The following is a 22,020-nucleotide window of genomic DNA, read 5'->3' on the forward strand; positions in this document are numbered from 1 at the left end:
GGTACTCGGAGGCGGCGGCGTTCTCGGCGAGGACCGCCCGCAGCCGGGTGGTGCGCGGCTGCGCCGGGCGCTCGGCGACGGCCTGGGCCAGCGCCGGGCCCGCCGCGTGCACCACGGACAGGTGCCGCTCGCCGCGGCCGAAGGCGGTGTAGACCCACTGCCGGGTGAGCGCCGGGGCGGCGTCCTCCGGGAGCACCACGACCGCGCCGGGCCAGCGCCGGCCGAGCGCCTGGTGGACGGTCAGCGCCCAGCCGTGCCGCAGTCGGGCGGCCTCGGCCGGCGGGACGGTCCGGTGCGAGCCGTCCGCGTACTCCAGGTGCAGACCGGCGGCGTCGCCGTCCAGCACCCGGGCCGGGCGGGTGATGCCGGGAGCGGGGGAGTCGACCACCCGGTCGCCCGGGTCGAAGCCGCCGAAGCGGCCGGGGCCGGGGTTGAGCCGGGCCTTGGCGGCGGCGTTCAGCGCGCGGGTGCCGGCCGGGCCGCCGTGGCCCGGGGTGAGCAGCACCACCTGCTCGACCGGGATGCCCAGCGCGCGCGGAATGGAGTCGGTGAGCAGCTGGACGGCGCGGTGGACGGCCTCGCCGGCGTCCTTGGCGGTCAGGATGACCACCTCCTTGTCCGGCGCCTCGACCGGCTGGAGCTCGCCGATGCCGATGCCGGAGACCAGCTCGCCGATCGGGCCGAAGTCCGGGGTGCGGGAGGAGACCGCCGGGCAGGCCTTGGCGGCCAGCAGGTCGGCGAAGAACCGGCCGGGGCCGGCCGACCAGAGCTGGCCCGGGTCGCCGCTGAGCACCAGCCGGGTGCCGTCGGCCAGCGACTCCAGGACGGTGGCGGCCAGTTCGACGTCCAGCAGCGGGGCGTCCAGCACGACCAGCAGGTCCAGGGCGAGCGTGCCGTCCGGGGCGCGGCCGGGGCCGGCGGTACCGGAGAGCAACTCGGCGAGGGTGACCACGGGGGCCTCGGCGCCGGCTCCCGCCCGGGCGAGCGCGGCGAGGGAGTCCCGGCCCTGGTCGGTCCAGGTGGCGGCCCAGGCCCGCAGCCCGAGGCCCCGGGCGGCGGCGACCAGTACGGCCGGTTCGGCGCGGGCCGCCTCGCCGCCGGTGTGCAGCACCAGGGCGTGTTCGGCGACGGCCTTGATCAGGGCGGTCGCGGAGGAGGACGGCGCCGCCTCGGCGGCGGCCGCCCAGGCGGCCGGGCCGAGGGCGACGGGAGGCTGCTCGGCGGTGGCCTCGGTGGCCTCTGCCGCTGCCTCCGCGTCGGTGGCCGCCTTCTCGGATTCGTCGGCGTCCTCGGACCCATCGGCAGCCTCGGTCGCGTCCTCGGTCTCCTCGGCGTCCTCGCCCGGCACGAAGGTGGCCATCAGCTGGAGCAGCTTCTCGGCGAGGCTGTCCTCGGCCATCGCCGGCCCCGCCAGGGCGAGCAGCGTCCGGGTCGGCGCCTCGTCCTCCCCGTCGCCCGCCGCCGCGTGAGCCTCGGGGCCGGTCAGCTCCTCCTGGAAGGACAGCACCCGCCCGTCCTCGACGGCGGCCTGGATCGCGGTGGCCGGCTCGGGCATCCGGAGCCGGTCGAGCCCGACCGCCACCTCGGCGAGTTCCTGGGCCGAGTGCCCGCGCAGCGCCGCCTGCTCCAGCAGCCACGGCACCAGTGCGCGGGCGCGGCGCTCGTCGCCCGGGCCGGCTCCGGGGCCGAGCAGCTCCCGGGCGAAGCCGTCCGCGTGCTCGGGCCGGACGCCGGGCAGGCCCAGCACCGCCCACGGGTCCTCGCGCAGTCGTGCGGGTGCCTCCTCGCCGAGCGCGGCTACGGCGGCGGCCGCCAGTTCGGCCGGGGCGCCGCCGGCGGTCAGCACCTCGACGGTGGCGCGGAGCACCTCGCCGCGCTGCCGGTCGGACACCACCGGGGCGGGGGCGGCCGGGGCGGGAGCCGGGGCCGGGACGGGGGCGGCCGGGACGGGGGCGGGAGCGGCCGGCTCCGGCTCCCCGGGCTCCGAGCCTCCGGGCTCCGGGGCTTCCGCCGTCGGGGCTTCCGTCATCGAGGCCTCCGCGCGGGCGGCACCCGCCCGTGCGGCACGATCCGCGGCGTCCTCCGGCTGCATGCCGCGGATCCGCTGGGCCAGCTCCGCGAACTTCGCGGCCTTCGCCTCCGGGGTCAGCTCGGCCCCGGCGGTCACCTCCGGAGCGCCGTTCCCCGTGTCAGTCATCGTCGTCCGCTCCAAAGGTCACTCCACTGCAGGTTCTGCTCGACAACCCGGGCCGGGGGTCACAGCTCGGTCCACCCCTGGTCCGGGTAGTGGTGCACCGGCGACGAGATGTCGTCCAGCGCACCACGGATCTCATCCGGAAGCGTAAGCGCCTCCACCGACAGTGCCGCCTGCAGCTGGGCCACCGTCCGGGCCCCGACCAGGGCGCTCGCCACCCCGGGCCGGTCCCGGACCCAGGCCAGCGCGACCGCCAGCGGGCTGCTGGCGAGCCCGTCGGCGGCGGTGGCGAGGGCGTCCACGATCCGTCGGGAGCGCTCCCCGAGGTACGGCTGGACGAACCCGGTCAGGTACGGCGAGGCGCCGCGCGAGTCCTGCGGGACGCCGTGCCGGTACTTGCCGGTGAGTACCCCGCGTCCGAGCGGCGAGCCGGCCAGCACCCCGACCCCGGCGTCCAGGGCGGCGGGCAGCGCCTCCCGCTCGATGCCGCGCTGCAGCAGCGAGTACTCCAGCTGCGCCCCGGCCAGCGGTGCCCGCCCGTGGTGGGCGTGCTGCCAGGTGGCGGTCTTGGCGAGCTGCCAGCCGCTGAAGTCGCAGACCCCGACGTAGCGGGCGCGCCCGGAGGAGACGGCGATGTCGAGGGCGCTGAGCGTCTCCTCGACCGGGGTCGCCGGGTCGAAGGAGTGCACCTGCCAGAGGTCGACGTGGTCGGTGCCGAGCCGGCGCAGCGAGGCGTCCAGGGCGGCGAGCAGGTGGCCGCGCGAGCCGTCGAAGCGGCGGGCGGACTCCGGGACGCTGCCGGCCTTGGTGGCGATGACGAGCTCGGAGCGGGGGATCAGGCTGTCGGTGAGCCGGGAGATCAGGTACTCGGCGCCGCCGTCCGCGTACACGTCGGCGGTGTCGATCAGGTTGCCGCCGGCGTCGACGAACTCCTTGAGCTGCTCCGCTGCCTCGTGCTCGTCGGTGTCGCGGCCCCAGGTCATGGTGCCGAGGCCGAGCCGGGAGACCTGCAGGCCGGTGCGGCCGAGGTGACGCTTTTCCATCGGACGGGCCCTTCACTGGCCGGTGGCCCCGGGAGGCCCGGCAGCCCTGTGAACGCGCAGGTGGGGAGAGCGCTCCCCACGTCGGCTGAGCGTAGCGGCCGGTGCGCGGGCAGAGGTGCCGACCCGCAGAACGATCAACAGCACCGGTGTGACCCAACCCACTCCTACCCGTCAGTAGCATGTTCGGCGCGGGCACGGCTACCCTCGCTGGCAACCCCAACCCACTGGAAGGTGCGGCAGATGCGACTCGGGATCAACCTCGGCTACTGGGGGCTCGGCATGGACGCCGACAACATCGCCGTCGCCCAGGAGGCGGACCGGCTCGGCTACTCGGTCTGCTGGGCGGCGGAGGCGTACGGCTCGGACGCCGCGACGGTGCTCAGCTTCGTCGCCGCGAAGACCGAGCGGATCGACGTCGGCTCGGCCATCTTCCAGATCCCGGCCCGCACCCCGGCCATGACCGCGATGACCGCCGCGACCCTGGACACCCTGTCCGGCGGCCGGTTCCGGCTCGGCCTCGGCGTCTCCGGCCCGCAGGTGTCCGAGGGCTGGTACGGCGTGAAGTTCGACAAGCCGCTCGCCCGCACCCGCGAGTACGTGGAGATCATCCGCAAGGCGATGTCCCGCGAGCGTCTGGTGCACGAGGGCGCGCACTGGACGCTGCCGCTGCCCGGCGGCCCCGGCAAGCCGATCAAGCTCACCGTGCACCCGGTGCGCGAGCACATCCCGCTGTACATCGCCGCGATCGGCCCGAAGAACCTGGAGCTGACCGGTGAGATCGCCGACGGCTGGCTCGGCATCTTCTTCTCGCCCGAGCACGCCGCGCTCTCCGTCGACCCGCTGACGGCCGGCCGCGCCAAGTCCGGGAGGACGCTGGAGGGCTTCGACCTCTGCCCGACCGTGAACCTCGCGGTCGGCGAGGACATCAAGGCCGGCGTGGACGGCCTGCGCTCGTACGCCGCGCTCTACATCGGCGGCATGGGCAGCAAGGAGAAGAACTTCTACAACCAGCTCGCCCGGCGGATGGGCTACGAGCAGGCCGCCGACGAGGTCCAGGAGAAGTACCTCGCCAGGGACTACGCGGGTGCCGCGGCCGCCGTCCCGCACGACCTGATCGACGCCACCTCGCTGATCGGCGACACCGCCCGGATCGCCGACCGGATGCAGGCCTACGCCGAGGCGGGCGTCACCACGCTCACCCTGGCCCCGTCCGGATTCACCCTGGACGAGCGGATCCTGGCGCTGCGCACCGGCGTCGAGGCGCTGGAGCGCGCCGGACTGGCCTGACGGGACAGCACGGACGGGACGGACGGGACGGGCCCGACGAACCCGACGGCCGGTGGGGGGAGCGGCACTACAACCAGTCGTGCCGCTTGAACACCCGGTGCAGCACCAGGCAGACCACCACCATCAGCACCAGCACCGCCGGGTACCCCCAGACCTGGTGCAGTTCGGGCATGTGGTCGAAGTTCATCCCGTAGATGCCCGCGATCATCGTCGGTACGGCGGCCAGCGCCGCCCAGGCCGAGATCTTCCGCATGTCGTTGTTCTGCTGGACGCTGACCTGCGCCAGGTTGGCGTTCAGGATGTCGGACAGCAGCCGGTCCATGCCGTCCACCTGGTCGTTCACCCGGGCCACGTGGTCGGCGACGTCCCGCAGGTAGGGCGCGGTCTCGGGGCGGACGAAGCGGGCGCCGCGCTCCAGGGCCAGCATCGGTTCCAGCAGCGGTCCGGTGGCCCTGCGCACGGACATCACCTGGCGCTTGTAGCCGTAGATCCGGCCGGCGGTGTCGCGGCCGACCCGGCCGGGGGAGAAGATGTCCGCCTCCAGCTCGTCCAGGTCGGTCTGGAGCGCGGTGGCCACCTCCACGTAGCCGTCCACGACGGTGTCGCAGACCGAGTGCAGCACCGAGCTGGGCCCGTAGCGCAGTTGCTCGGGATCCTGCTCCAGGGCGGCCCGCAGGCCGCTGAGCGGGCTGTCCTCGCCGTGCCGGACGGTCATCACGAAGTCCGGGCCGAGGAAGACCATCACCTCGCCGACCGTCACGACGTGACCGCCGGGGTGGTAGCCGAGGGTCTTCAGGGTGACGAACAGCGAGCCCTGGTAGGCCTCCACCTTGGGGCGCTGGTGGGCGCTGACGGCGTCCTCGACGGCCAGCGGGTGCAGCGCGAACTCCTTGCCGACGTGGTCGAGTTCCTCGACGGTGGGCTCGAACAGGCCTATCCAGACGAAGCCGTCCGGACCGGCCGCGCGGGCGGCGGCGAGCGCACCGGCCAGGTCCGCGGGGGCCTTGATCCGGTGGCCGTCGTGGTAGGCGGCGCAGTGGACGATCATGCGGGCCATTGTCACCCGAGCGGGGCCGTTCGGCACGGACCCGGGTGGTGCCCCGTCCCCCGGCCTCCCGGCGGCCGGGGTGCGACCGGGCGGAAGAACCGGGGCCCACGGCCGGGCCCGAAGGCCGTAGGCTGACCCCATGCCCACGCTGCTGCTCGTCCGTCACGGCCGCTCCACCGCGAACACCGCCGGAATCCTGGCCGGTTGGGCCCCCGGCGTGGACCTCGACGACACCGGGCGCGCGCAGGCCGCCGCCCTGGCCGGCCGGCTGGCGGGCATCCCGCTGGTGGGGGCGGTCAGCAGCCCGCTGGAGCGCTGCCGGCAGACGCTGGAGCCGCTGCTGGCGGTCCGGCCCGAGCTGGGCCCGCCGACCGAGGACGAGCGGCTGGGGGAGTGCCACTACGGTGACTGGACCGGCCGCCCGCTGGCGGAGCTGGCCAAGGAGCCGCTCTGGCGCACCGTGCAGGACCACGCCGCCGGGGCCGCCTTCCCCGGCGGGGAGTCGCTGCGCGAGCTGAGCCACCGCACGGTGGACGCGGTGCGCGAGTGGAACCGGAGGATCGCCGCCGAGCACGGCGAGGACGCGGTCTGGATCGCCTGCTCGCACGGGGACGTGATCAAGGCCGTGGTGGCCGACGCGCTCGGGCTGCACCTGGACCACTTCCAGCGGATCAGCGTCGAGCCCTGTTCGGTCACCGCGATCCGCTACACCCCGCAGCGGCCCTTCGTCCTGAGGATGGGCGACACCGGCGACCTCGCCTCGCTCGCGCCCAGGCCCCACCCGGCCGCGGCCACCCCGACCGGCGACGCGGTGGTCGGCGGCGCCGTCTGAGGCACGCCGCCGACGGGCCGTCCGGGGAGGCGCCGTCCGGGGCGACACCGCTGGTTCCCCGGGTGCCACCCCGCCCGCGGCCGTCGGCTCGGCTCCCCGGCCGGAGCCCGAAGGTCGTAGGGTGACTTACGAGTCCATCCGGCCGCGATCCGCCCCCGGCGGTACCGCGCCGACCGACACGATCCGGAGCGAGAGCGTGCCCCGTCAGGTCTACTTCTACGACCAGCCCGAACGGTTCGTGGCCGGCACCGTCGGCCAGCCCGGCGCCCGGGCGTTCTACCTTCAGGCCAGTGCCCGGGGCCGGATCACCAGCGTGCTGCTGGAGAAGACCCAGGTCGCGGCGCTCGCCGAGCGCATCGAGGAGGTCCTGGACGAGGCGCTGCGGCGCAGTGGCGGAGACGCCGCCATCCCGGCCGCCGCTCCGAAGGACCTGCTCGACACCGCCCCGCTGGACCTCCCGCTGGAGCAGGAGTTCCGGGTCGGCACCATGGCGCTGGCCTGGGACAGCGTGGACAGCTGCCTGGTGGTCGAGGCCCAGGCGCTGGTCGAGGACGAGGAGGAGGAGGACGCCGCCGAGGCGGTCTTCACCGACGACGAGACCGGCCCGGACATGCTCCGGGTGCGGCTGTCCGGCGCGATGGCCCGGGTCTTCGCCAAGCGCGCGCTGGACCTGGTCGCGGCGGGCCGCAAGCCCTGCCCGTTCTGCAACCTGCCGCTCGACCCGGAGGGCCACCTGTGCCCGCGCGCGAACGGCTACCGGCGCTGAACACCGACACCCCGCCGCAGGCCGACCCGGCCGCCGCCGCGGCGCTGGCCGCCGACGTGCCCACCGCCCTCGCGCTGCTGCGCCAGGGCGGGCTGACCGTGCACGGCCGCCTCACCGAAGCCTCCAACGCCGCGCTGTACTGCACGGTCGCGCACGGCTCGCTCAGCGCGCAGGCCGTCTACAAGCCGGTGGCCGGCGAGCGCCCGCTGTGGGACTTCCCGGACGGCACGCTGGCCGGCCGCGAGGTCGCCGCGTACGAGCTGTCCGCCGCGACCGGCTGGGCGCTGATCCCGCCCACCGTGCTGCGCGAGGGCCCGCACGGGCCCGGCATGGTGCAGCTGTGGGTCGAGCCGGACCCGGGGGCCGAGCCGCTGCTCGCGCTCCAGGACCCGCGCGGCCCGGAGCAGGGCTGGCTGCCGATCGTCCGGGCCGAGGTCGAGGGCGGGCGGACGGCCCTGCTGGTGCACCACGACGACCGGCGGCTGCGCCGGCTCGCCGTCCTGGACGCGGTGCTCAACAACGCCGACCGCAAGGGCGGGCACCTGATTCCGGCCGCCGACGGCCGGGTGTACGGCATCGACCACGGTGTCACCTTCAACACCGAGGACAAGCTGCGCACCCTGCTCTGGGGCTGGGCCGGGGACCCGCTGCCCACCGAGGCGCTGGAGGTGCTGGCCCGGCTGGCCGAGCAGCTGGACGGCGAGCTCGCCGAGCGGCTCGCCCCGCACCTGACGGCGGCCGAACTGGACGCGACCCGGGCCCGGGTGGCCGGGCTCCGGGGCTCCGGCCGGCACCCGCTGCCGCCCGAGGACTGGCCGGCGATTCCCTGGCCGCCGGTGTAGCCGGGGGTGTGGCCCGGGGCGCAGCCGGGGGTGCCGACCGGTCCTTGCCGCCGGCCGCGCGAGCGCCGGTGGCCCGGACCGGTCCGTGAAAACGGCGGCAGATGGTCTGGACCTGTGCCCGGAACGGGTCGCACACTGCTCCGATGGATGTGCGACGGACCACCCCCACCCCCCGGACCACGCCGGACCTGCCGTTGCACCGGTTGCAGGTCCCGCTGCCCCAGCTGCTCCCCTTCGCCATCGGCAGTTTCGACGCGATCGGCCCGCTCTCGCGGGCCGGCTTCCCCCACCGGCACTCGTTCTACGAGATCGTCCACGTCACCGGCGGCCACGGCGCCCATGTCCTGGACCTCGTCCACCGGCCGCTGGCGCCACCGCAGTTGTGCGTGATCACCCCCGGCCAGGTGCACTACTGGGCGGACGCCGAGGAGCTGACCGGCCAGGTCGTCCTGTTCAACGAGGACTTCCTGCTCGGCCACCCCCAGGACCTCGCCGCCCTGCGGGCCCTGGCCACCCGCCCGGCCCTCGCGCTCGGTGAACAGGCCGCGGCGATCACCGCGCTGCTCGCCGACATGGAGCACGAGTACCGGACCAGGGCGCCGGGCTACCAGGGTGTGCTGCGGGCCAGCCTGCACATCCTGATCGTCCGGGCGCTGCGCGCCTGTGCTCCGGCCGACCGTCCGGTGGTGCCCAGCCGTCCGGCCGAAGTGGCCGCCGCCTTCACCCGGTTGATCGCCCGGCCGGGCGGGGTGCGGCACTCGGTGGCCTCCACCGCGCAGGAACTCGGCGTCTCCCCGGGGCACTTGCAGACCCTGGTGAAGCAGGCCACCGGCCGGACCCCGGGCGGCCTGATCCGCCGGCAGCAGACCCTGGAGGCCAAACGGCTGCTCGCCTGCACGGATTTGACGATCCGTCAGGTCTCGAAGGAGGCGGGCTTCGTCGATCCGGCGTACTTCTGCCGGTTCTTCCGCCGGGAGACCGGGATGACCCCGGGGGAGTTCCGGGCCAGGGTCGACGGAAATCACCACGATCCCCGGATCATGTCCATCGCGGTCGCGCCGGACGGCCCGTAACTTTGCTGCTGGCCACCGGTGGCCGGCCCGGCGCGCACGGACGGGCGACCGGTTCGGCCCTTGTCATGCCCCCACCATGGCAAGGGCCGCCCCCACCCCCCCGCCTCACGAGAAGGAGACGGCGCATGCCCACGCCCGACGGCATGATCAGCCGCAAGACCGTACTGAAGGCCGCCGCCGCGCTAGGGGCTGCTCCGCTGCTGGTCGGCGGCGGAGTCGCACTGGCCCGGGACCGGATCGACAGCGGCGAACCGATCGGCTTCACCCCCGAGTGCCACGACGGGGACGCCCCCACCATCGAGCAGATCGAGGGTCCGTACTTCAAGCCCAACTCCCCGCTGCGCAGCTCGATGGTCAACGACGGCCCCGGCACCCGCCTGGTGGTCGGCGGCTACGTCTTCGGCCGCGCCTGCCGGCCCATCTCCGGCGTGCTGCTGGACTTCTGGCAGGCCGACAACGGCGGCAACTACGACAACGTCACCTACACCTTCCGCGGCCACCAGTTCACCGACGCCAACGGGGCGTACAAGCTGGACACCATCGTGCCCGGCCTCTACCCGGGCCGCACCCGGCACCTGCACGTCAAGCTGCAGGCCCCCGGCCGCTCGATCATCACCACCCAGCTGTACTTCCCGGGCGAGCCGCGCAACAGTACGGACAGCATCTACGATCCCCGGCTGCTGATGAACGTCCGCCAGAACGGCCAGACCCGCGAGGCCGGTTTCGACTTCGTGCTGGACGTTCCGCAGACCCCCGGCACGCCGAGCCCGTCGCCCACCGTCACCCCGACCGGGGGACCCAGTACGCCGCCGAGCGGCACCTGGGCCGCGGGCACCGCGTACAAGGCGGGCGACCGCGTCACCTACTCCGGCGTCTCCTACACCTGCCTCCAGGCGCACACCGCCATGGCCGGTTGGGAGCCGCCGAACGTGCCGGCCCTCTGGCAGCGGTCGTAGCGGCTCCGACCGCGTCCCCCGGGGCGCCGGGCGCCCGGTCGGCGGCAGGGCCGACCGGGCGCTCAACCACGTCCGGAACCGGGGCCGGGTTCCGCGCCGCGCCGCCTCCCGGCCGGCTCCGCGCCGCACCGGTTCCGTGCATTACCAGTCGGAAAACCGCCGGGCAATGGCAAGAAGCGAATCCAGTCGATCTTTCGTACTGGTTAGGCTTTCAAATGTTCGCAAGGTTAAAGTTGTTTCCATGCATGCCTGGCCCGCCTCCGAGGTTCCCGACCTGCCTGGTCAGGGGCTCCCCCTCCGTATCCACGACACCGCCGCGGGCACCGTCCGCGAGGTGGTGCCGCAGGACGGCACCGCCCGGATCTACGTCTGCGGCATCACCCCCTACGACGCGACCCACATGGGCCACGCCGCCACCTACAACGCGTTCGACCTGGTGCAGCGCGTCTGGAAGGACGCCGGCCACGACGTCCTGTACATCCAGAACGTCACCGACGTCGACGACCCGCTGCTCGCCCGCGCGGTCGAGACCGGCCAGGACTGGACCGACCTGGCCGAGCGCGAGACGGCCCTGTTCCGCGAGGACATGACCGCGCTGCGCATGCTCCCGCCGGCCCACTACATCGGCGCCGTCGAGTCGATCCCGTGGATCGTCCCGATCGTCCAGAAGCTGCTGGCCTCCGGCGCCGCCTACCGGGTGGACGGCGACATCTACTTCTCGGTCGACGCCGACCCGCGCTTCGGCGAGGTCTCCGGCCTCACCCGCGAGGCCATGCGCCCGGTCTTCGCCGAGCGCGGCGGCGACCCGGACCGCCCCGGCAAGCGCAACCCGCTGGACGCCCTGCTCTGGCTGGCCGCCCGCCCGGGCGAGCCCGCCTGGGACACCGAGCTCGGCCACGGCCGCCCCGGCTGGCACATCGAGTGCGTCGCCATCGCCCTCCAGTACCTCGGCATGTCCTTCGACATCCAGGGCGGCGGCAGCGACCTCTCCTTCCCGCACCACGAGATGGGCGCCGCGCACGCCCAGGTCGCCACCGGCGCCCACCCGTACGCCAAGGCGTACGTGCACGCCGGCATGGTCGCCCTGGACGGCCACAAGATGTCCAAGTCCCGCGGCAACCTGGTCTTCGTCTCGGCGCTGCGCCGCGAGGGCGTCGACCCGGCCGCGATCCGCCTGGCGCTGCTCTCGCACCACTACCGCGCGGACTGGGAGTGGACCAAGAGCACCCTGGACGAGGCCGTCGAGCGCCTCGCCCGCTGGCGCGCCGCGGTCTCCCGCCCGGACGGCCCGGCGGCCGGGCAGCTGCTCGCCGAGGTGCGCGAGGCGCTCGCGAACGACCTGGACACGCCCGCCGCGCTGGCCGCGGTCGACCGCTGGGCGGCCCGGCAGGAGGCCGAGGGCGGTACCGACATCGGCGCGCCCGGCCTGGTGACCCGCACCGTGGACGCCCTGCTCGGCGTCGCACTGTAACCCGCACCCCGCAGCACACGCCGAAGGGGCGTCAGGACCAGGTGTCCCGACGCCCCTTCGGCGTGCGGTGCCGCTACTCCTCCTCGGCGCCGTCCTGGCTCTCCCGGGCTCCGCCCGGCGCCTCCGGATCGGCCGGCCGCTCCGCCGTGGCGTGTCCGGACACCGGCTTCTCGCCGGTCGGCCCGACGTTCTCCCGGCGGCGCAGGTAGCGCTCGAACTCGCGGGCGATGGCGTCGCCGGAGGCCTCCGGCAGCTCCGCGGTGTCCTGGGCCTCCTCCAACTGCTGGACGTACTCGGCCACCTCGCTGTCCTCGGCGGCCAGCTGGTCCACGCCGAGCTGCCAGGCCCGGGCGTCCTCGGCGAGCTCGCCCGGCGGGATGCGCAGGTCCAGCAGGTCCTCCAGCTTGTTGATCAGGGCCAGCGTGGCCTTGGGGTTCGGCGGCTGCGAGACGTAGTGCGGCACCGCCGCCCAGAGCGTCACGGCCGGCACCCCGGCGTGGGTGCAGGCCTCCTGAAGCACCCCGACGATGCCCGTGGGGCCCTCGTAGCGGCTCTCCTCCAGGTCCAGCCGGCGGGCCAGCTCCGGGTCGGAGGTGACCCCGCTGACCGGCACCGGGCGGCTGTGCGGGGTGTCGCCGAGCAGCGCGCCCAGGATCACCACCAGCTCGACGCCCAGCTCGTGCGCGAAGCCCAGCAACTCGTTGCAGAACGAGCGCCAGCGCATGCTCGGCTCGATGCCGCGGATCAGCACGACGTCCCGGGTGGTCGGTTCCGTCACCCGGATCACCGAGAGCCGGGTGGTCGGCCAGGTGATCCGGCGGATGCCGCCGTCCAGCCAGACCGTGGGCCGGTTGACCTGGAAGTCGTAGTAGTCCTCCGCGTCCAGGGCGGCGAACACCTTGCCGCCCCAGGTCTCGTCCAGATGCGCCAGAGCCGCGGAGGCGGCGTCGCCCGCGTCGTTCCAGCCTTCGAAGGCGCAGACCATGACCGGGTCGATCAACTCGGGAACATCTTCCAGCTCGATCACCCAGCGTCTCCCTCCGGTCGGCGGTCGGACCTGCGCCGCCCCGGCTGGCCTGCCGGGGCGCCGACGGGCCGGCTGCCGACTGTCGAACCTCTCGTCTCCCGTGGAACGTCTCGCCCCACGGTCCCTACCTGCCCAGCCTACGGGCTTTGATGCGCACCGCGGCCGGGCACCGGGACAGTCTGGGGGAGCGGGCCGCCGCGATCCACCGGATATCGGCGACCCCGGGGATGACGGGCCGTCAGGTGTCCGGTGGGGGGGAAGGGTGTTCGAATCGCGACGGAACGTGACGGCCGTCCGGCGCGGCCGGGACGCACGGCCCGGCCGGACGGCCGTCCGGGCGCGCTACCCGACGTCCACCCAGCCGCTGCGGTACGCCGCCCAGTGCTCGGGCAGCGAGGCGAAGTCCACGTACAGCGCGACGCCGAAGTTGGCCCGCTGCCGGTCCTCCCGGCCCAGGCCCAGCCGCACGCCCCGGACGGCGGCCCGGACGGTCTCGGCGTCGCCCCAGTGGCCCCACTTGTCGTCCCAGTAGAAGGGCAGGCCCATCAGCAGGTCCACGTCGGCCGGGGTGGCCCGCAGGGCGAGCTCGGTCTGCCGGGCGACGTAGCCGCCGTACAGCGGCTCGGTGGGCATCGAGGTGTCGTAGGTCATCACCGCGATCTGGTCGACCCGGCGGGCGGTCTCGGTGAAGTACGCCCCGTCCCACCACTTGCCGTGGTCGGTGAGCAGGATGCCGGCCGTGTGCAGGCCCGGGACCGGGTCGATCTGCGGGGCCGCCACCGACAGCTTGGCGCCGCGCGCCGCGGTGACCGGCCGGACCCGGTCGAGCAGGGCCAGCCAGCCCGGCGAACCGGGGCGGATCGGCTCCATGTCGAAGTGCACGCCGTCGAAGCCGAGGTCCAGCACCTGGCCGGCGGAGGCGGTGACCCGGTCCCGGGTGGGGCCGTCCTCCAGGTCCAGGGCGTCCTTCTCCGGCTTGACCTCGTCGCCCAGCCAGCCCTGCAGCCGCACGCCGGGCAGCGCCCGGTGCACGGTGTCGGTGAACCAGCGGCCCCGGGGGTGGACGGCGGGCGGCAGCGAGCCGTCGTGCTCCAGCGGGCCGGTGTGCACGTAGAGGTCCCTGATGCCGGTGCCGGCCAGCTGCCGGACCAGTGCGGCCACGTCGGCCTCGGTCTTGCGGCCGTCCACCCAGGCGTGGCCGAGCCAGAGCGCGTCCCGGCCCCGGGTGCGGGCGTCGGCGGCGGGTTCGCCGGTGTAGTGCAGCCGGAACATCACGAACGCCGAGCCCAGCGCGGCCGGGGGCAGGGCCGCCACCAGCGCCAGGACCAGCAGTGCCCGGCGCCACCGGGACCATGCCCGCCAGCGGTTGCGCAGCGCGCGGAACGGGGCCCCCAGGGCCCGACCGGCACGCTGCGCGGAGGTCCGGTATCGGGCCACGCGCTTGCTCCCCCCTTGCGGTCGAGCGCTCAGGATACGGAACGAACGGCGGGCCGACCCGTCGGCCGGATACCCTGGCCACGTGCGGGCCCGAGCAAGCGGGTCCGCAAAGCCGACAGCCGTCGCACCAGGGAGAAGCCCCATGGCCACAGCAGCCACCCCGTCCATCACTCAGCAGAGCCGCGCGAACGCGTTGCGCGAAGCGCTCGCCACCCGGGTGGTGGTCGCCGACGGTGCCATGGGCACCATGCTCCAGGCGCAGGATCCGACGCTGGAGGACTTCCAGAACCTCGAAGGCTGCAACGAGGTCCTCAACGTCACCCGCCCGGACATCGTCCGGTCCGTCCACGAGGCCTACTTCGGGGTGGGCGTGGACTGCGTGGAGACCAACACCTTCGGCGCCAACTTCAGCGCGCTCGGCGAGTACGAGATCCCGGAGCGGATCTTCGAGCTGTCCGAGTCCGGCGCCCGGATCGCCCGCGAGGCGGCCGACGCCCACACCGCCACCGACGGCCGCACCCGCTGGGTGCTCGGCTCGATCGGCCCCGGCACCAAGCTGCCGACCCTCGGCCACGCCCCGTACGAGACGCTGCGCGACGGCTTCCAGCGGAACGCGGCCGGCCTGATCGCCGGCGGCGCCGACGCGCTGCTGGTCGAGACCAGCCAGGACCTGCTGCAGACCAAGGCCGCGATCCTGGGCTCCAAGCGGGCCCTGGCCGAGGCCGGGCTGGACCTGCCCGTGCTGGTGCAGGTGACGGTGGAGACCACCGGCACCATGCTGCTCGGCTCGGAGATCGGCGCCGCGCTCACCGCGCTGGAGCCGCTGGGCGTGGACTACATCGGCCTCAACTGCGCGACCGGCCCGGCCGAGATGAGCGAGCACCTGCGCTACCTGGCCAAGAACGCCCGGATCGGTCTGTCCTGCATGCCGAACGCGGGCCTGCCGGTGCTCGGCAAGGACGGCGCCCACTACCCGCTCTCCCCGGCCGAACTGGCCGACGCCCACGACGTGTTCACCCGCGAGTACGGCCTCTCGCTGGTCGGCGGCTGCTGCGGCACCACCCCCGAGCACCTGCGCCAGGTGGTCGAGCGGGTCCAGGGCCGTCCGATCGCCCCGCGCGACCCCCGGCCCGAGCCCTCGGCGGCCTCGCTCTACCAGGCGGTTCCGTTCCGGCAGGACACCTCGTACCTGGCGATCGGCGAGCGCACCAACGCCAACGGCTCGAAGAAGTTCCGCGAGTCGATGCTGGCCGGCGACTGGCAGGCCTGCGTGGAGATCGCCCGGGACCAGATCCGGGACGGCTCCCACCTGCTGGACCTCTGCGTGGACTACGTCGGCCGCGACGGCGTCGCCGACATGAAGGAGATCGCGGGCCGGCTGGCCACCGCCTCCACCCTGCCGATCGTGCTGGACTCCACCGAGCCGGAGGTGCTGCGGGCCGGCCTGGAGGCGCTCGGCGGGCGCGCCGTGCTGAACTCGGTGAACTACGAGGACGGCGACGGCCCGGACACCCGCTTCGGCCGGATCGCCTCACTGGCCCGCGAGCACGGCGCCGGCCTGATCGCGCTGACCATCGACGAGGACGGCCAGGCCCGCACCGCCGCCAAGAAGGTCGAGATCGCCGAGCGGCTGATCGCCCAGCTGACCGGCGAGTACGGCGTCGACGAGGGCTCGATCCTGGTCGACTGCCTGGCGTTCACCCTGGGCACCGGGCAGGAGGAGTCGCGCCGGGACGGCATCGAGACCATCGAGGCGATCCGCGAGCTCAAGCGCCGCCACCCGGACGTGCAGACCACCCTCGGCCTGTCCAACATCTCCTTCGGCCTCAGCCCGGCCGCCCGCATGGTGATCAACTCGGTCTTCCTGAACGAGTGCGTCGAGGCGGGCCTGGACTCGGCGATCGTGCACGCCTCCAAGATCCTGCCGATGGCGCGGATCCCCGAGGACCAGCGCGAGGTCGCGCTCGACCTGGTGTACGACCGCCGCAGCGAGGGCTACGACCCGCTCCAGAAGCTGCTGCAGCTGTTCGAGGGCGTCTCCTCGTCCTCGGTCAGGGCCTCCAAGGCGGAGGAGCTGGCCGCGCTGCCGCTGGAGGAGCGGCTCCAGCGGCGGATCATCGACGGCGAGCGGAACGGCCTGGAGGCCGACCTCGACGAGGCGCTGACGGAGCGCCCGGCGCTGGAGATCGTCAACAGCACCCTGCTGGCGGGCATGAAGGTGGTCGGCGAGCTGTTCGGCTCCGGCCAGATGCAGCTGCCGTTCGTGCTCCAGTCGGCCGAGGTGATGAAGACCGCGGTGGCCCACCTGGAGCCGCACATGGAGAAGTCCGACGACGAGGGCAAGGGCACCATCGTGCTGGCCACCGTCAAGGGCGACGTCCACGACATCGGCAAGAACCTGGTCGACATCATCCTGTCCAACAACGGCTACAACGTGGTCAACCTGGGCATCAAGCAGCCGGTCTCGGCGATCCTGGACGCCGCGCAGGAGCACCGGGCGGACGTCATCGGGATGTCCGGCCTGCTGGTCAAGTCCACCGTGATCATGAAGGAGAACCTGGAGGAGCTGAACCAGCGCAAGCTGGCGGCCGACTTCCCGGTGATCCTCGGCGGCGCCGCCCTGACCCGCGCCTACGTCGAGCAGGACCTGCACGAGATCTACGAGGGCGAGGTCCGCTACGCCCGGGACGCCTTCGAGGGCCTGCGGCTGATGGACGCGCTGATCGCGGTCAAGCGCGGCGTGCCCGGCGCCACCCTGCCGGAGCTCAAGCAGCGCCGGCACGCCCGGGTCGAGGTGGAGGAGCCGGAGCCCGAGATCAACCTCGGCCAGATCCGCTCCGACGTCACGGTCGACAACACCGTGCCCGTCCCGCCGTTCTGGGGCGACCGGATCGTCAAGGGCATCCCGTTCGCGGACTACGCCTCCTGGCTGGACGAGGACGCGCTGTTCAAGGGGCAGTGGGGGCTGAAGGCCGCCCGCGCCGGCGACGGCCCCTCGTACGAGGAGCTGGTGGAGACCGAGGGCCGGCCGCGGCTGCGGGCCTGGCTGGACCGGCTGCAGACCGAGGGCTGGCTGGAGGCCGCCGTGGTCTACGGCTACTACCCGGCCAACTCCAAGGGCGACGACCTGATCGTCTTCCACGAGGACGGCACCGAGCGCACCCGCTTCACCTTCCCGCGCCAGCGGCGCGGGCGCCGGCTCTGCCTGGCCGACTTCTTCCGCCCGGAGGAGTCCGGGGTGCGGGACGTCGTGGGCCTCCAGGTGGTCACCATGGGCAACCGGATCTCGGAGGCGGCCAACGAGCTGTTCGCCGGCAACTCCTACCGGGACTACCTGGAGCTGCACGGCCTCTCGGTGCAGCTGGCCGAGGCGCTGGCCGAGTTCTGGCACGCGCGGGTCCGCTACGAGCTGGGCTTCTCCGGCGAGGACCCGCAGGACGTCAAGGACATGTTCGCGCTCAAGTACCGCGGCGCCCGCTTCTCGCTCGGCTACGGGGCCTGCCCCGAGCTGGAGGACCGGGCCAAGATCGCCGACCTGCTGAGGCCGGAGCGGATCGGCGTGGTGCTCTCGGAGGAGTTCCAGCTCCACCCGGAGCAGTCCACCGACGCGATCGTGATCCACCACCCGGAGGCGAAGTACTTCAACGCCCGGTAACGCCCGGTTTCCACCGCGTTCGCTCTTTCCGGACGAAGCGGGCGTATCGTTGATGATCCTGAACGGGCCGGTCCGCTCACCTGCGGGCCGGCCCGTGCCTTCCCCGGGGCCGCCCCGGGCCTGCCGGAAGGACCCCTGCCATGACGACCAGTCCCACCGCCACGCGCATCCTCGACCACGGGGACGACCGCGGGCTCCAGGCGGTGCTGCTGGACATGGACGGGACGCTGGTGGACACCGAGGACTTCTGGTGGCAGGCCGAGGCCTCGCTCTTCGCCGAGCTGGGCCACGAGCTGGACGAGGCGGACCGCGCCCACGTGGTCGGCGGCCCGATGGCCAGGGTGATGGAGTACCTGGTCGCCCGGACCGGGGCGGACATCGCGCCGGACGACCTCGGCGTGCTGGTGAACCAGCGCTTCGTCGATCTGCTGGCCGGCGGGGTGCCGCTCATGCCGGGCGCCGAGCGGCTGCTCAACACCCTTGCCGCGCACGGCATTCCGGCCGCCATGGTGTCCGCCTCGCACCGGCACGTGATCGACATCGTGCTGCGCTCGCTGGGGGCCCACCACTTCGCCTTCACCATCGGCGGGGACGAGGTGCCGCGCACCAAGCCGTTCCCGGACCCGTACCTGGAGGCGGCCCGGCGGCTGGGCGCGGAGCCGTCCCGCTGCGTGGTGATCGAGGACACCCCGACGGGGGTGCGGGCGGGCGAGGAGGCCGGCTGCCCGGTGATCGCGGTGCCCTCGGTGGCGGCGATCGAGCCGGCCCCGGGGCGGCTGGTGCTGTCGTCGCTGGAGCAGGTCGACCTCGACCTGTTGCGTTCCCTGGTCGCTTCGCGGGTGTGATTGTCGTCTCATTGCGACCCCGCCCTACTCGCCGGTAAGCGGCCCGTCGGGCCCCCGGAGCGAAGTCGCCGGGGGAGAAAACGGTCATTGGCTGACAACTCGTCGGGCGTGCCGTGATGCCCTGAACCGCCGTGTCCCAAACGTCATCTGCCCGGGTATCGGTCGTGCGTGTTCGATATGGCACGCTACTCCAGTTCGTGCCACCCAAAAGGACGCGCCTCGTGAAGACTTCAGCTGAACGCCTGGCAGTACTCGGTTGCGCCGGTCTGGTCGCCGTGTCGGTAACGGGTTGCGGATCGGTGACCGACGTGGTCAAGGGGGACGGCGGCAAGTCGATCACCATGGGCACCAGTCAGCTGACCGGTGTCCTGGACCCGGCCGCCGCCTACGACTCCGGCTCGTGGCTGCTGCTGCGCAACACCTTCCAGTCGCTGCTCACTTTCCAGGCCGCGGCCAGCTCGCCCTCCCCGGACGCCGCGCAGGCCTGCGAGTTCACCGGTAGCGACGCCACCGAGTACCACTGCACCCTGAAGCCGGGCCTGAAGTTCTCCAACGGGCACCCGATGACGGCCCAGGACGTGGTCTTCTCGATCGAGCGCACCAAGAAGATCAACGACGCGAACGGCCCGGTCGAACTGCTCGACTCGATCAAGTCCGTCGAGGCCAAGGGCGACAACGAGGTGCTCTTCCACCTCTCCGCGCCCGACGCCACCCTGCCGGCCAAGCTGGCGAGCCCGGCCGGCGCCATCGTGGACCACCAGGTCTACCCCGCCGACAAGCTCGTCCCCAACGACAAGCTGATCGGCTCCGGCCCGTACCGCATCGACTCGGTCGAGAACCTGAACGGCGGCAAGCAGCTGGGCAAGGTCGTGATGTCGGCCAACGACAAGTACGGCGGCGAGGCCAAGCTGCGGAACAACAAGTTCACCGTGCGGTACTTCGACAAGTCCGAGGACCTGAAGGCCGCGCTGGACAAGAGCGAGGTCGACCTCACCGACAACAGCCTGGAGCCGAACACCGCCGCCCAGGTCCGCTCCGACCAGCAGGGCGGCAAGACCGACCTCCAGGTGACCGAGGGCGACAGCAACGACACCCGTTCGCTGGTCCTCAACACCAAGGACCCGCTGATGAGCAACGTCGCCGTCCGCCAGGCCGTCGCCCAGATGATGGACCGCAAGGCGCTGGCCCGCGACGTCTTCGCCCGCACCGTCCAGGCGCTCTACTCCATGGTCCCGGCCGGCCTGCCCGGCCACACCACGGCCTTCTTCGACCGCTACGGCGACCAGGACGTGAACAAGGCGAAGAAGATCCTCGCCGACGCCAAGGTCCAGACCCCGGTCAAGTTCACCCTCACCTGGTCCCGTTCGCGGGCCGGCAGCAACGAGGCCGAGACGCTGAAGAAGCAGCTGGAGACCGGCGGCCTCTTCCAGGTGACGCTCGCCCAGGAGCCGGACTGGGACTCGTACCGCAAGGGCTGGACCGAGGGCAGGTACCAGGCGTACGTCATCGGCTGGTTCGCCGACTACCCGGACCCGGACAACTACCTCGCCCCGCTGCTGGTCAACGGCGGTGCCTACCACCACGGTTGGGACGACCCGCGGATCAGCGGAAGGCTGGTGCCGGAGGGTCTCAAGCAGACCGACCGCAGCGCCGCGGCCGCCACCTACGCGCAGATCCAGCAGATCGAGGCCGACAACGTGCCGCTGATCCCGCTGTACCAGAACAAGTCCTTCTTCGCGGCCCGCTCGTACGTCACCGGCGTCGAGTCCACCGTCGACACCACCGGCTACTTCCGCTTCTGGGAGATCAGCCGGACCAACAAGTAGCGCCCGCAGGACGGCGGCCCGCCCGCTTCCCCGTCGGTACGGGGGAGCGGACGGGCCGCCGTGACGTTTCAGCAGCCGTGGGCGGCCGCCGCCGCCCCTACAGGGCGCCCGGGCGCACCAGCCCGCTCTCGTAGGCGTACACGGCCGCCTGGACCCGGTCGCGCAGCTGCAGCTTGGTCAGCACATGGCCCACGTGCGTCTTCACGGTGGTCTCGCTGACGAACAGCTCGGCCGCGATCTCCGCGTTCGACAGCCCGCGCGCCACCAGCTTCAGCACCTCCAGCTCGCGCTCGGTCAGCGCGCTCAGCGCCTGCGGCGGCGCCTCGTCGCCCGAGGGCAGCTTGGTGGCGTACATGTCCAGCAGCCGGCGGGTGATGCTCGGCGCCAGCATCGCCGCGCCGTCCGCGACCACCCGGATCGCCTGCACCAGCTCCTCGGCCGGGACGTCCTTCAGCAGGAAGCCGCTGGCGCCCGCGCGCAGCGCCTCCACCACGTACTCGTCCAGGTCGAAGGTGGTCAGCACCAGCACCTTGGCCGGGCCGTCCCGCCCCGGGCCGGCGATCCGGCGGGTCGCCTCGACGCCGTCCATCCTGGGCATCCGGATGTCCATCAGCACCACGTCGGGCTGCAGCGCCCGCACCTGGTCCAGCGCCTGCTGGCCGTCGCCGGCCTCGCCGACCACCACGAGATCGGACTCGGCCTCCAGGATCATCCGGAAACCGGTGCGCAGCAGCGGCTGGTCGTCGACCAGCAGCACTCGGATCGTCACCTAGGACTCCTTGCTCATCGGATCCCCCGTGGGATCGCTTTCATCCGACGTACGCGCCAGCGGCAGCGGGTACGGCGGCGGGGTGCCGCCGAACTCCGGGCAGCTGGCCTGGTGGTCGCACCAGTCGCAGAGGCGGTTGCGGGTGGCCGGGAAGTCCCCGGTGGCCACCGCGTGGCCGATCCGTTCCCACAGCGCCTGGAGCTTGCGCTCCACCGCGAGCAGGTCGGCCTCGTCCGGGTCGTAGCTGACCACGTCCCCGCCGCCGCCGAGGTAGACCAGCTGGAGGCGCTTGGGGATCACGCCCTTCCAGCGCCACACCACCAGGGCGTAGAACTTCATCTGGAACATCGCCTTGCCCTCGAAGTCCCGCGAGGGCGCCCGGCCGGTCTTGTAGTCCACCAGCCGGACCTCACCGGTCGGGGCGACGTCCACCCGGTCGATGTAGCCGCGCAGCAGCAGCCCCGAACCCAGGGCCGTCTCCACGTAGAGCTCCCGCTCCACCGGGTGCAGCCGGGTCGGGTCCTCCAGCCGGAACCACTGGCCGACCAGCTTCTCGGCGTCCGCCAGCCAGCGGGTGAGCGCCGCGCCGTCCGGGTCCTCGGGGAACAGCGTGCCCAGCTCCGGGCGCTCGCCCAGCAGCCGCTCCCACTGCGGGCGCAGCAGGCCCAGCGCCCGCTCCGGCGTCCGCTCGGCCGCCGGGCTGTCGAACAACCTCTCCAGCACCGCGTGCACCAGCGTGCCCCGGGTCGCCGCCGAGCTCGGCGGCTCCGGCAGCCGGTCGATCACCCGCAGCCGGTACAGCAGGGGACAGGTGAGGAAGTCCCCCGCTCGGGACGGGGAGAGCCCGGTCGGGGGTGCCGCCGGACGCACGGCGGCACTGCTGGTGTCGGTGTGCTGCATGGCTACGACCCTATTGCCCTTTCCTGTCATCCCGCTGCCACGGTGCTGC

Annotated in this window: 17 protein-coding genes; 10 read left to right on the forward strand and 7 right to left on the reverse strand. The window is 73.2% G+C overall.

The genetic code is table 11. The annotated features are described in order from the left end of the window. Positions 1-2,197 (reverse strand): helix-hairpin-helix domain-containing protein (locus ACWGKU_RS25870; RefSeq protein WP_452177262.1); only part of this gene is annotated, 2,197 nt, incomplete at its 3' end. Positions 2,198-2,256: 59 nt separating this feature from the next. Then, positions 2,257-3,237: an aldo/keto reductase gene (locus tag ACWGKU_RS25875; RefSeq protein WP_359901232.1), complete on the reverse strand. Its 981-nt coding sequence runs from the start codon at positions 3,235-3,237 to the stop codon at positions 2,257-2,259. A gap of 240 nt (positions 3,238-3,477) precedes the next feature. Here ACWGKU_RS25875 and ACWGKU_RS25880 point away from each other — a divergent pair, with 240 nt between their 5' ends. Next, entirely contained in the window at positions 3,478-4,524 is a 1,047-nt protein-coding gene (locus ACWGKU_RS25880; RefSeq protein ID WP_359901229.1) for an LLM class F420-dependent oxidoreductase, read from the forward strand. Between the two features lie 67 nt (positions 4,525-4,591). Here the strand turns inward: ACWGKU_RS25880 and ACWGKU_RS25885 are convergent, their stop codons facing one another. Further along, a complete protein-coding gene (locus ACWGKU_RS25885) occupies positions 4,592-5,572 on the reverse strand; it encodes a magnesium and cobalt transport protein CorA (protein WP_401054572.1) in 981 nt (326 codons plus the stop codon). A gap of 139 nt (positions 5,573-5,711) precedes the next feature. Here ACWGKU_RS25885 and ACWGKU_RS25890 point away from each other — a divergent pair, with 139 nt between their 5' ends. From ACWGKU_RS25890 to mshC, 6 genes are all read left to right on the forward strand, one after another. Next, a complete protein-coding gene (locus ACWGKU_RS25890; RefSeq protein WP_452177263.1) occupies positions 5,712-6,404 on the forward strand; it encodes an MSMEG_4193 family putative phosphomutase in 693 nt (230 codons plus the stop codon). Between the two features lie 196 nt (positions 6,405-6,600). After that, positions 6,601-7,170, forward strand: coding sequence for a DUF3090 domain-containing protein (locus ACWGKU_RS25895; RefSeq protein WP_359901221.1), 570 nt, complete (start codon positions 6,601-6,603; stop codon positions 7,168-7,170). A gap of 44 nt (positions 7,171-7,214) precedes the next feature. Next, a complete protein-coding gene (locus ACWGKU_RS25900) occupies positions 7,215-8,012 on the forward strand; it encodes an SCO1664 family protein (protein WP_359901268.1) in 798 nt (265 codons plus the stop codon). A 143-nt stretch (positions 8,013-8,155) separates the two neighbouring features. After that, positions 8,156-9,085, forward strand: coding sequence for an AraC family transcriptional regulator (locus tag ACWGKU_RS25905; protein ID WP_452177264.1), 930 nt, complete (start codon positions 8,156-8,158; stop codon positions 9,083-9,085). Positions 9,086-9,210: 125 nt separating this feature from the next. Then, positions 9,211-10,041 carry a dioxygenase family protein gene (locus ACWGKU_RS25910; protein ID WP_401055271.1) on the forward strand — a complete coding sequence of 277 codons (831 nt, stop codon included), beginning with the start codon at positions 9,211-9,213 and terminating at the stop codon, positions 10,039-10,041. Between the two features lie 241 nt (positions 10,042-10,282). Beyond that, a complete protein-coding gene (mshC, locus tag ACWGKU_RS25915) occupies positions 10,283-11,512 on the forward strand; it encodes a cysteine--1-D-myo-inosityl 2-amino-2-deoxy-alpha-D-glucopyranoside ligase (RefSeq protein WP_401055270.1) in 1,230 nt (409 codons plus the stop codon). 73 nt (positions 11,513-11,585) lie between these two features. Here mshC and ACWGKU_RS25920 read toward each other — a convergent pair whose 3' ends face one another. Further along, the gene (locus ACWGKU_RS25920) at positions 11,586-12,539 is read right to left on the reverse strand and encodes a PAC2 family protein (protein ID WP_359901210.1); all 954 of its coding nucleotides are present in this window, start codon (positions 12,537-12,539) and stop codon (positions 11,586-11,588) included. A gap of 342 nt (positions 12,540-12,881) precedes the next feature. Further along, entirely contained in the window at positions 12,882-13,976 is a 1,095-nt protein-coding gene (locus tag ACWGKU_RS25925) for a hypothetical protein (protein ID WP_452177265.1), read from the reverse strand. A gap of 142 nt (positions 13,977-14,118) precedes the next feature. Between ACWGKU_RS25925 and metH the strand changes: the two genes are divergently transcribed. From metH to ACWGKU_RS25940, 3 genes are all read left to right on the forward strand, one after another. Then, positions 14,119-17,631 carry a methionine synthase gene (gene metH / locus ACWGKU_RS25930; protein WP_452177266.1) on the forward strand — a complete coding sequence of 1,171 codons (3,513 nt, stop codon included), beginning with the start codon at positions 14,119-14,121 and terminating at the stop codon, positions 17,629-17,631. A gap of 140 nt (positions 17,632-17,771) precedes the next feature. After that, positions 17,772-18,476, forward strand: a complete 705-nt coding sequence (locus ACWGKU_RS25935; protein WP_359901201.1) for an HAD family hydrolase — start codon at positions 17,772-17,774, stop codon at positions 18,474-18,476. A gap of 299 nt (positions 18,477-18,775) precedes the next feature. Continuing rightward, complete coding sequence (locus ACWGKU_RS25940; protein ID WP_359901198.1) at positions 18,776-20,302, forward strand: ABC transporter substrate-binding protein; 1,527 nt, start codon at positions 18,776-18,778, stop codon at positions 20,300-20,302. A gap of 97 nt (positions 20,303-20,399) precedes the next feature. On the opposite strand, the gene ACWGKU_RS25945 is transcribed toward ACWGKU_RS25940, so the two are convergent. Both ACWGKU_RS25945 and ACWGKU_RS25950 read right to left on the reverse strand, forming a co-directional pair. Next, positions 20,400-21,071 (reverse strand): response regulator, encoded by a 672-nt coding sequence (locus ACWGKU_RS25945; protein ID WP_188299078.1) that lies wholly within the window; start codon positions 21,069-21,071, stop codon positions 20,400-20,402. Next, entirely contained in the window at positions 21,072-21,971 is a 900-nt protein-coding gene (locus ACWGKU_RS25950) for a RecB family exonuclease (protein WP_380544695.1), read from the reverse strand. Positions 21,972-22,020 lie beyond the last annotated feature (49 nt).

Source organism: Kitasatospora sp. NPDC054768, from assembly GCF_053612025.1.

Bases quoted from the DNA above. Each gene is read 5' to 3' on its own strand.
- ACWGKU_RS25875 (WP_359901232.1), bottom strand. From the start codon at position 3,237: ATGGAAAAGCGTCACCTCGGCCGCACCGGCCTGCAGGTCTCCCGGCTC.
- ACWGKU_RS25880 (WP_359901229.1), top strand. From the start codon at position 3,478: ATGCGACTCGGGATCAACCTCGGCTACTGGGGGCTCGGCATGGACGCC.
- ACWGKU_RS25885 (WP_401054572.1), bottom strand. From the start codon at position 5,572: ATGATCGTCCACTGCGCCGCCTACCACGACGGCCACCGGATCAAGGCC.
- ACWGKU_RS25890 (WP_452177263.1), top strand. From the start codon at position 5,712: ATGCCCACGCTGCTGCTCGTCCGTCACGGCCGCTCCACCGCGAACACC.
- ACWGKU_RS25905 (WP_452177264.1), top strand. From the start codon at position 8,156: ATGGATGTGCGACGGACCACCCCCACCCCCCGGACCACGCCGGACCTG.
- ACWGKU_RS25910 (WP_401055271.1), top strand. From the start codon at position 9,211: ATGCCCACGCCCGACGGCATGATCAGCCGCAAGACCGTACTGAAGGCC.
- mshC (WP_401055270.1), top strand. From the start codon at position 10,283: ATGCATGCCTGGCCCGCCTCCGAGGTTCCCGACCTGCCTGGTCAGGGG.
- metH (WP_452177266.1), top strand. From the start codon at position 14,119: ATGGCCACAGCAGCCACCCCGTCCATCACTCAGCAGAGCCGCGCGAAC.
- ACWGKU_RS25935 (WP_359901201.1), top strand. From the start codon at position 17,772: ATGACGACCAGTCCCACCGCCACGCGCATCCTCGACCACGGGGACGAC.
- ACWGKU_RS25950 (WP_380544695.1), bottom strand. From the start codon at position 21,971: ATGCAGCACACCGACACCAGCAGTGCCGCCGTGCGTCCGGCGGCACCC.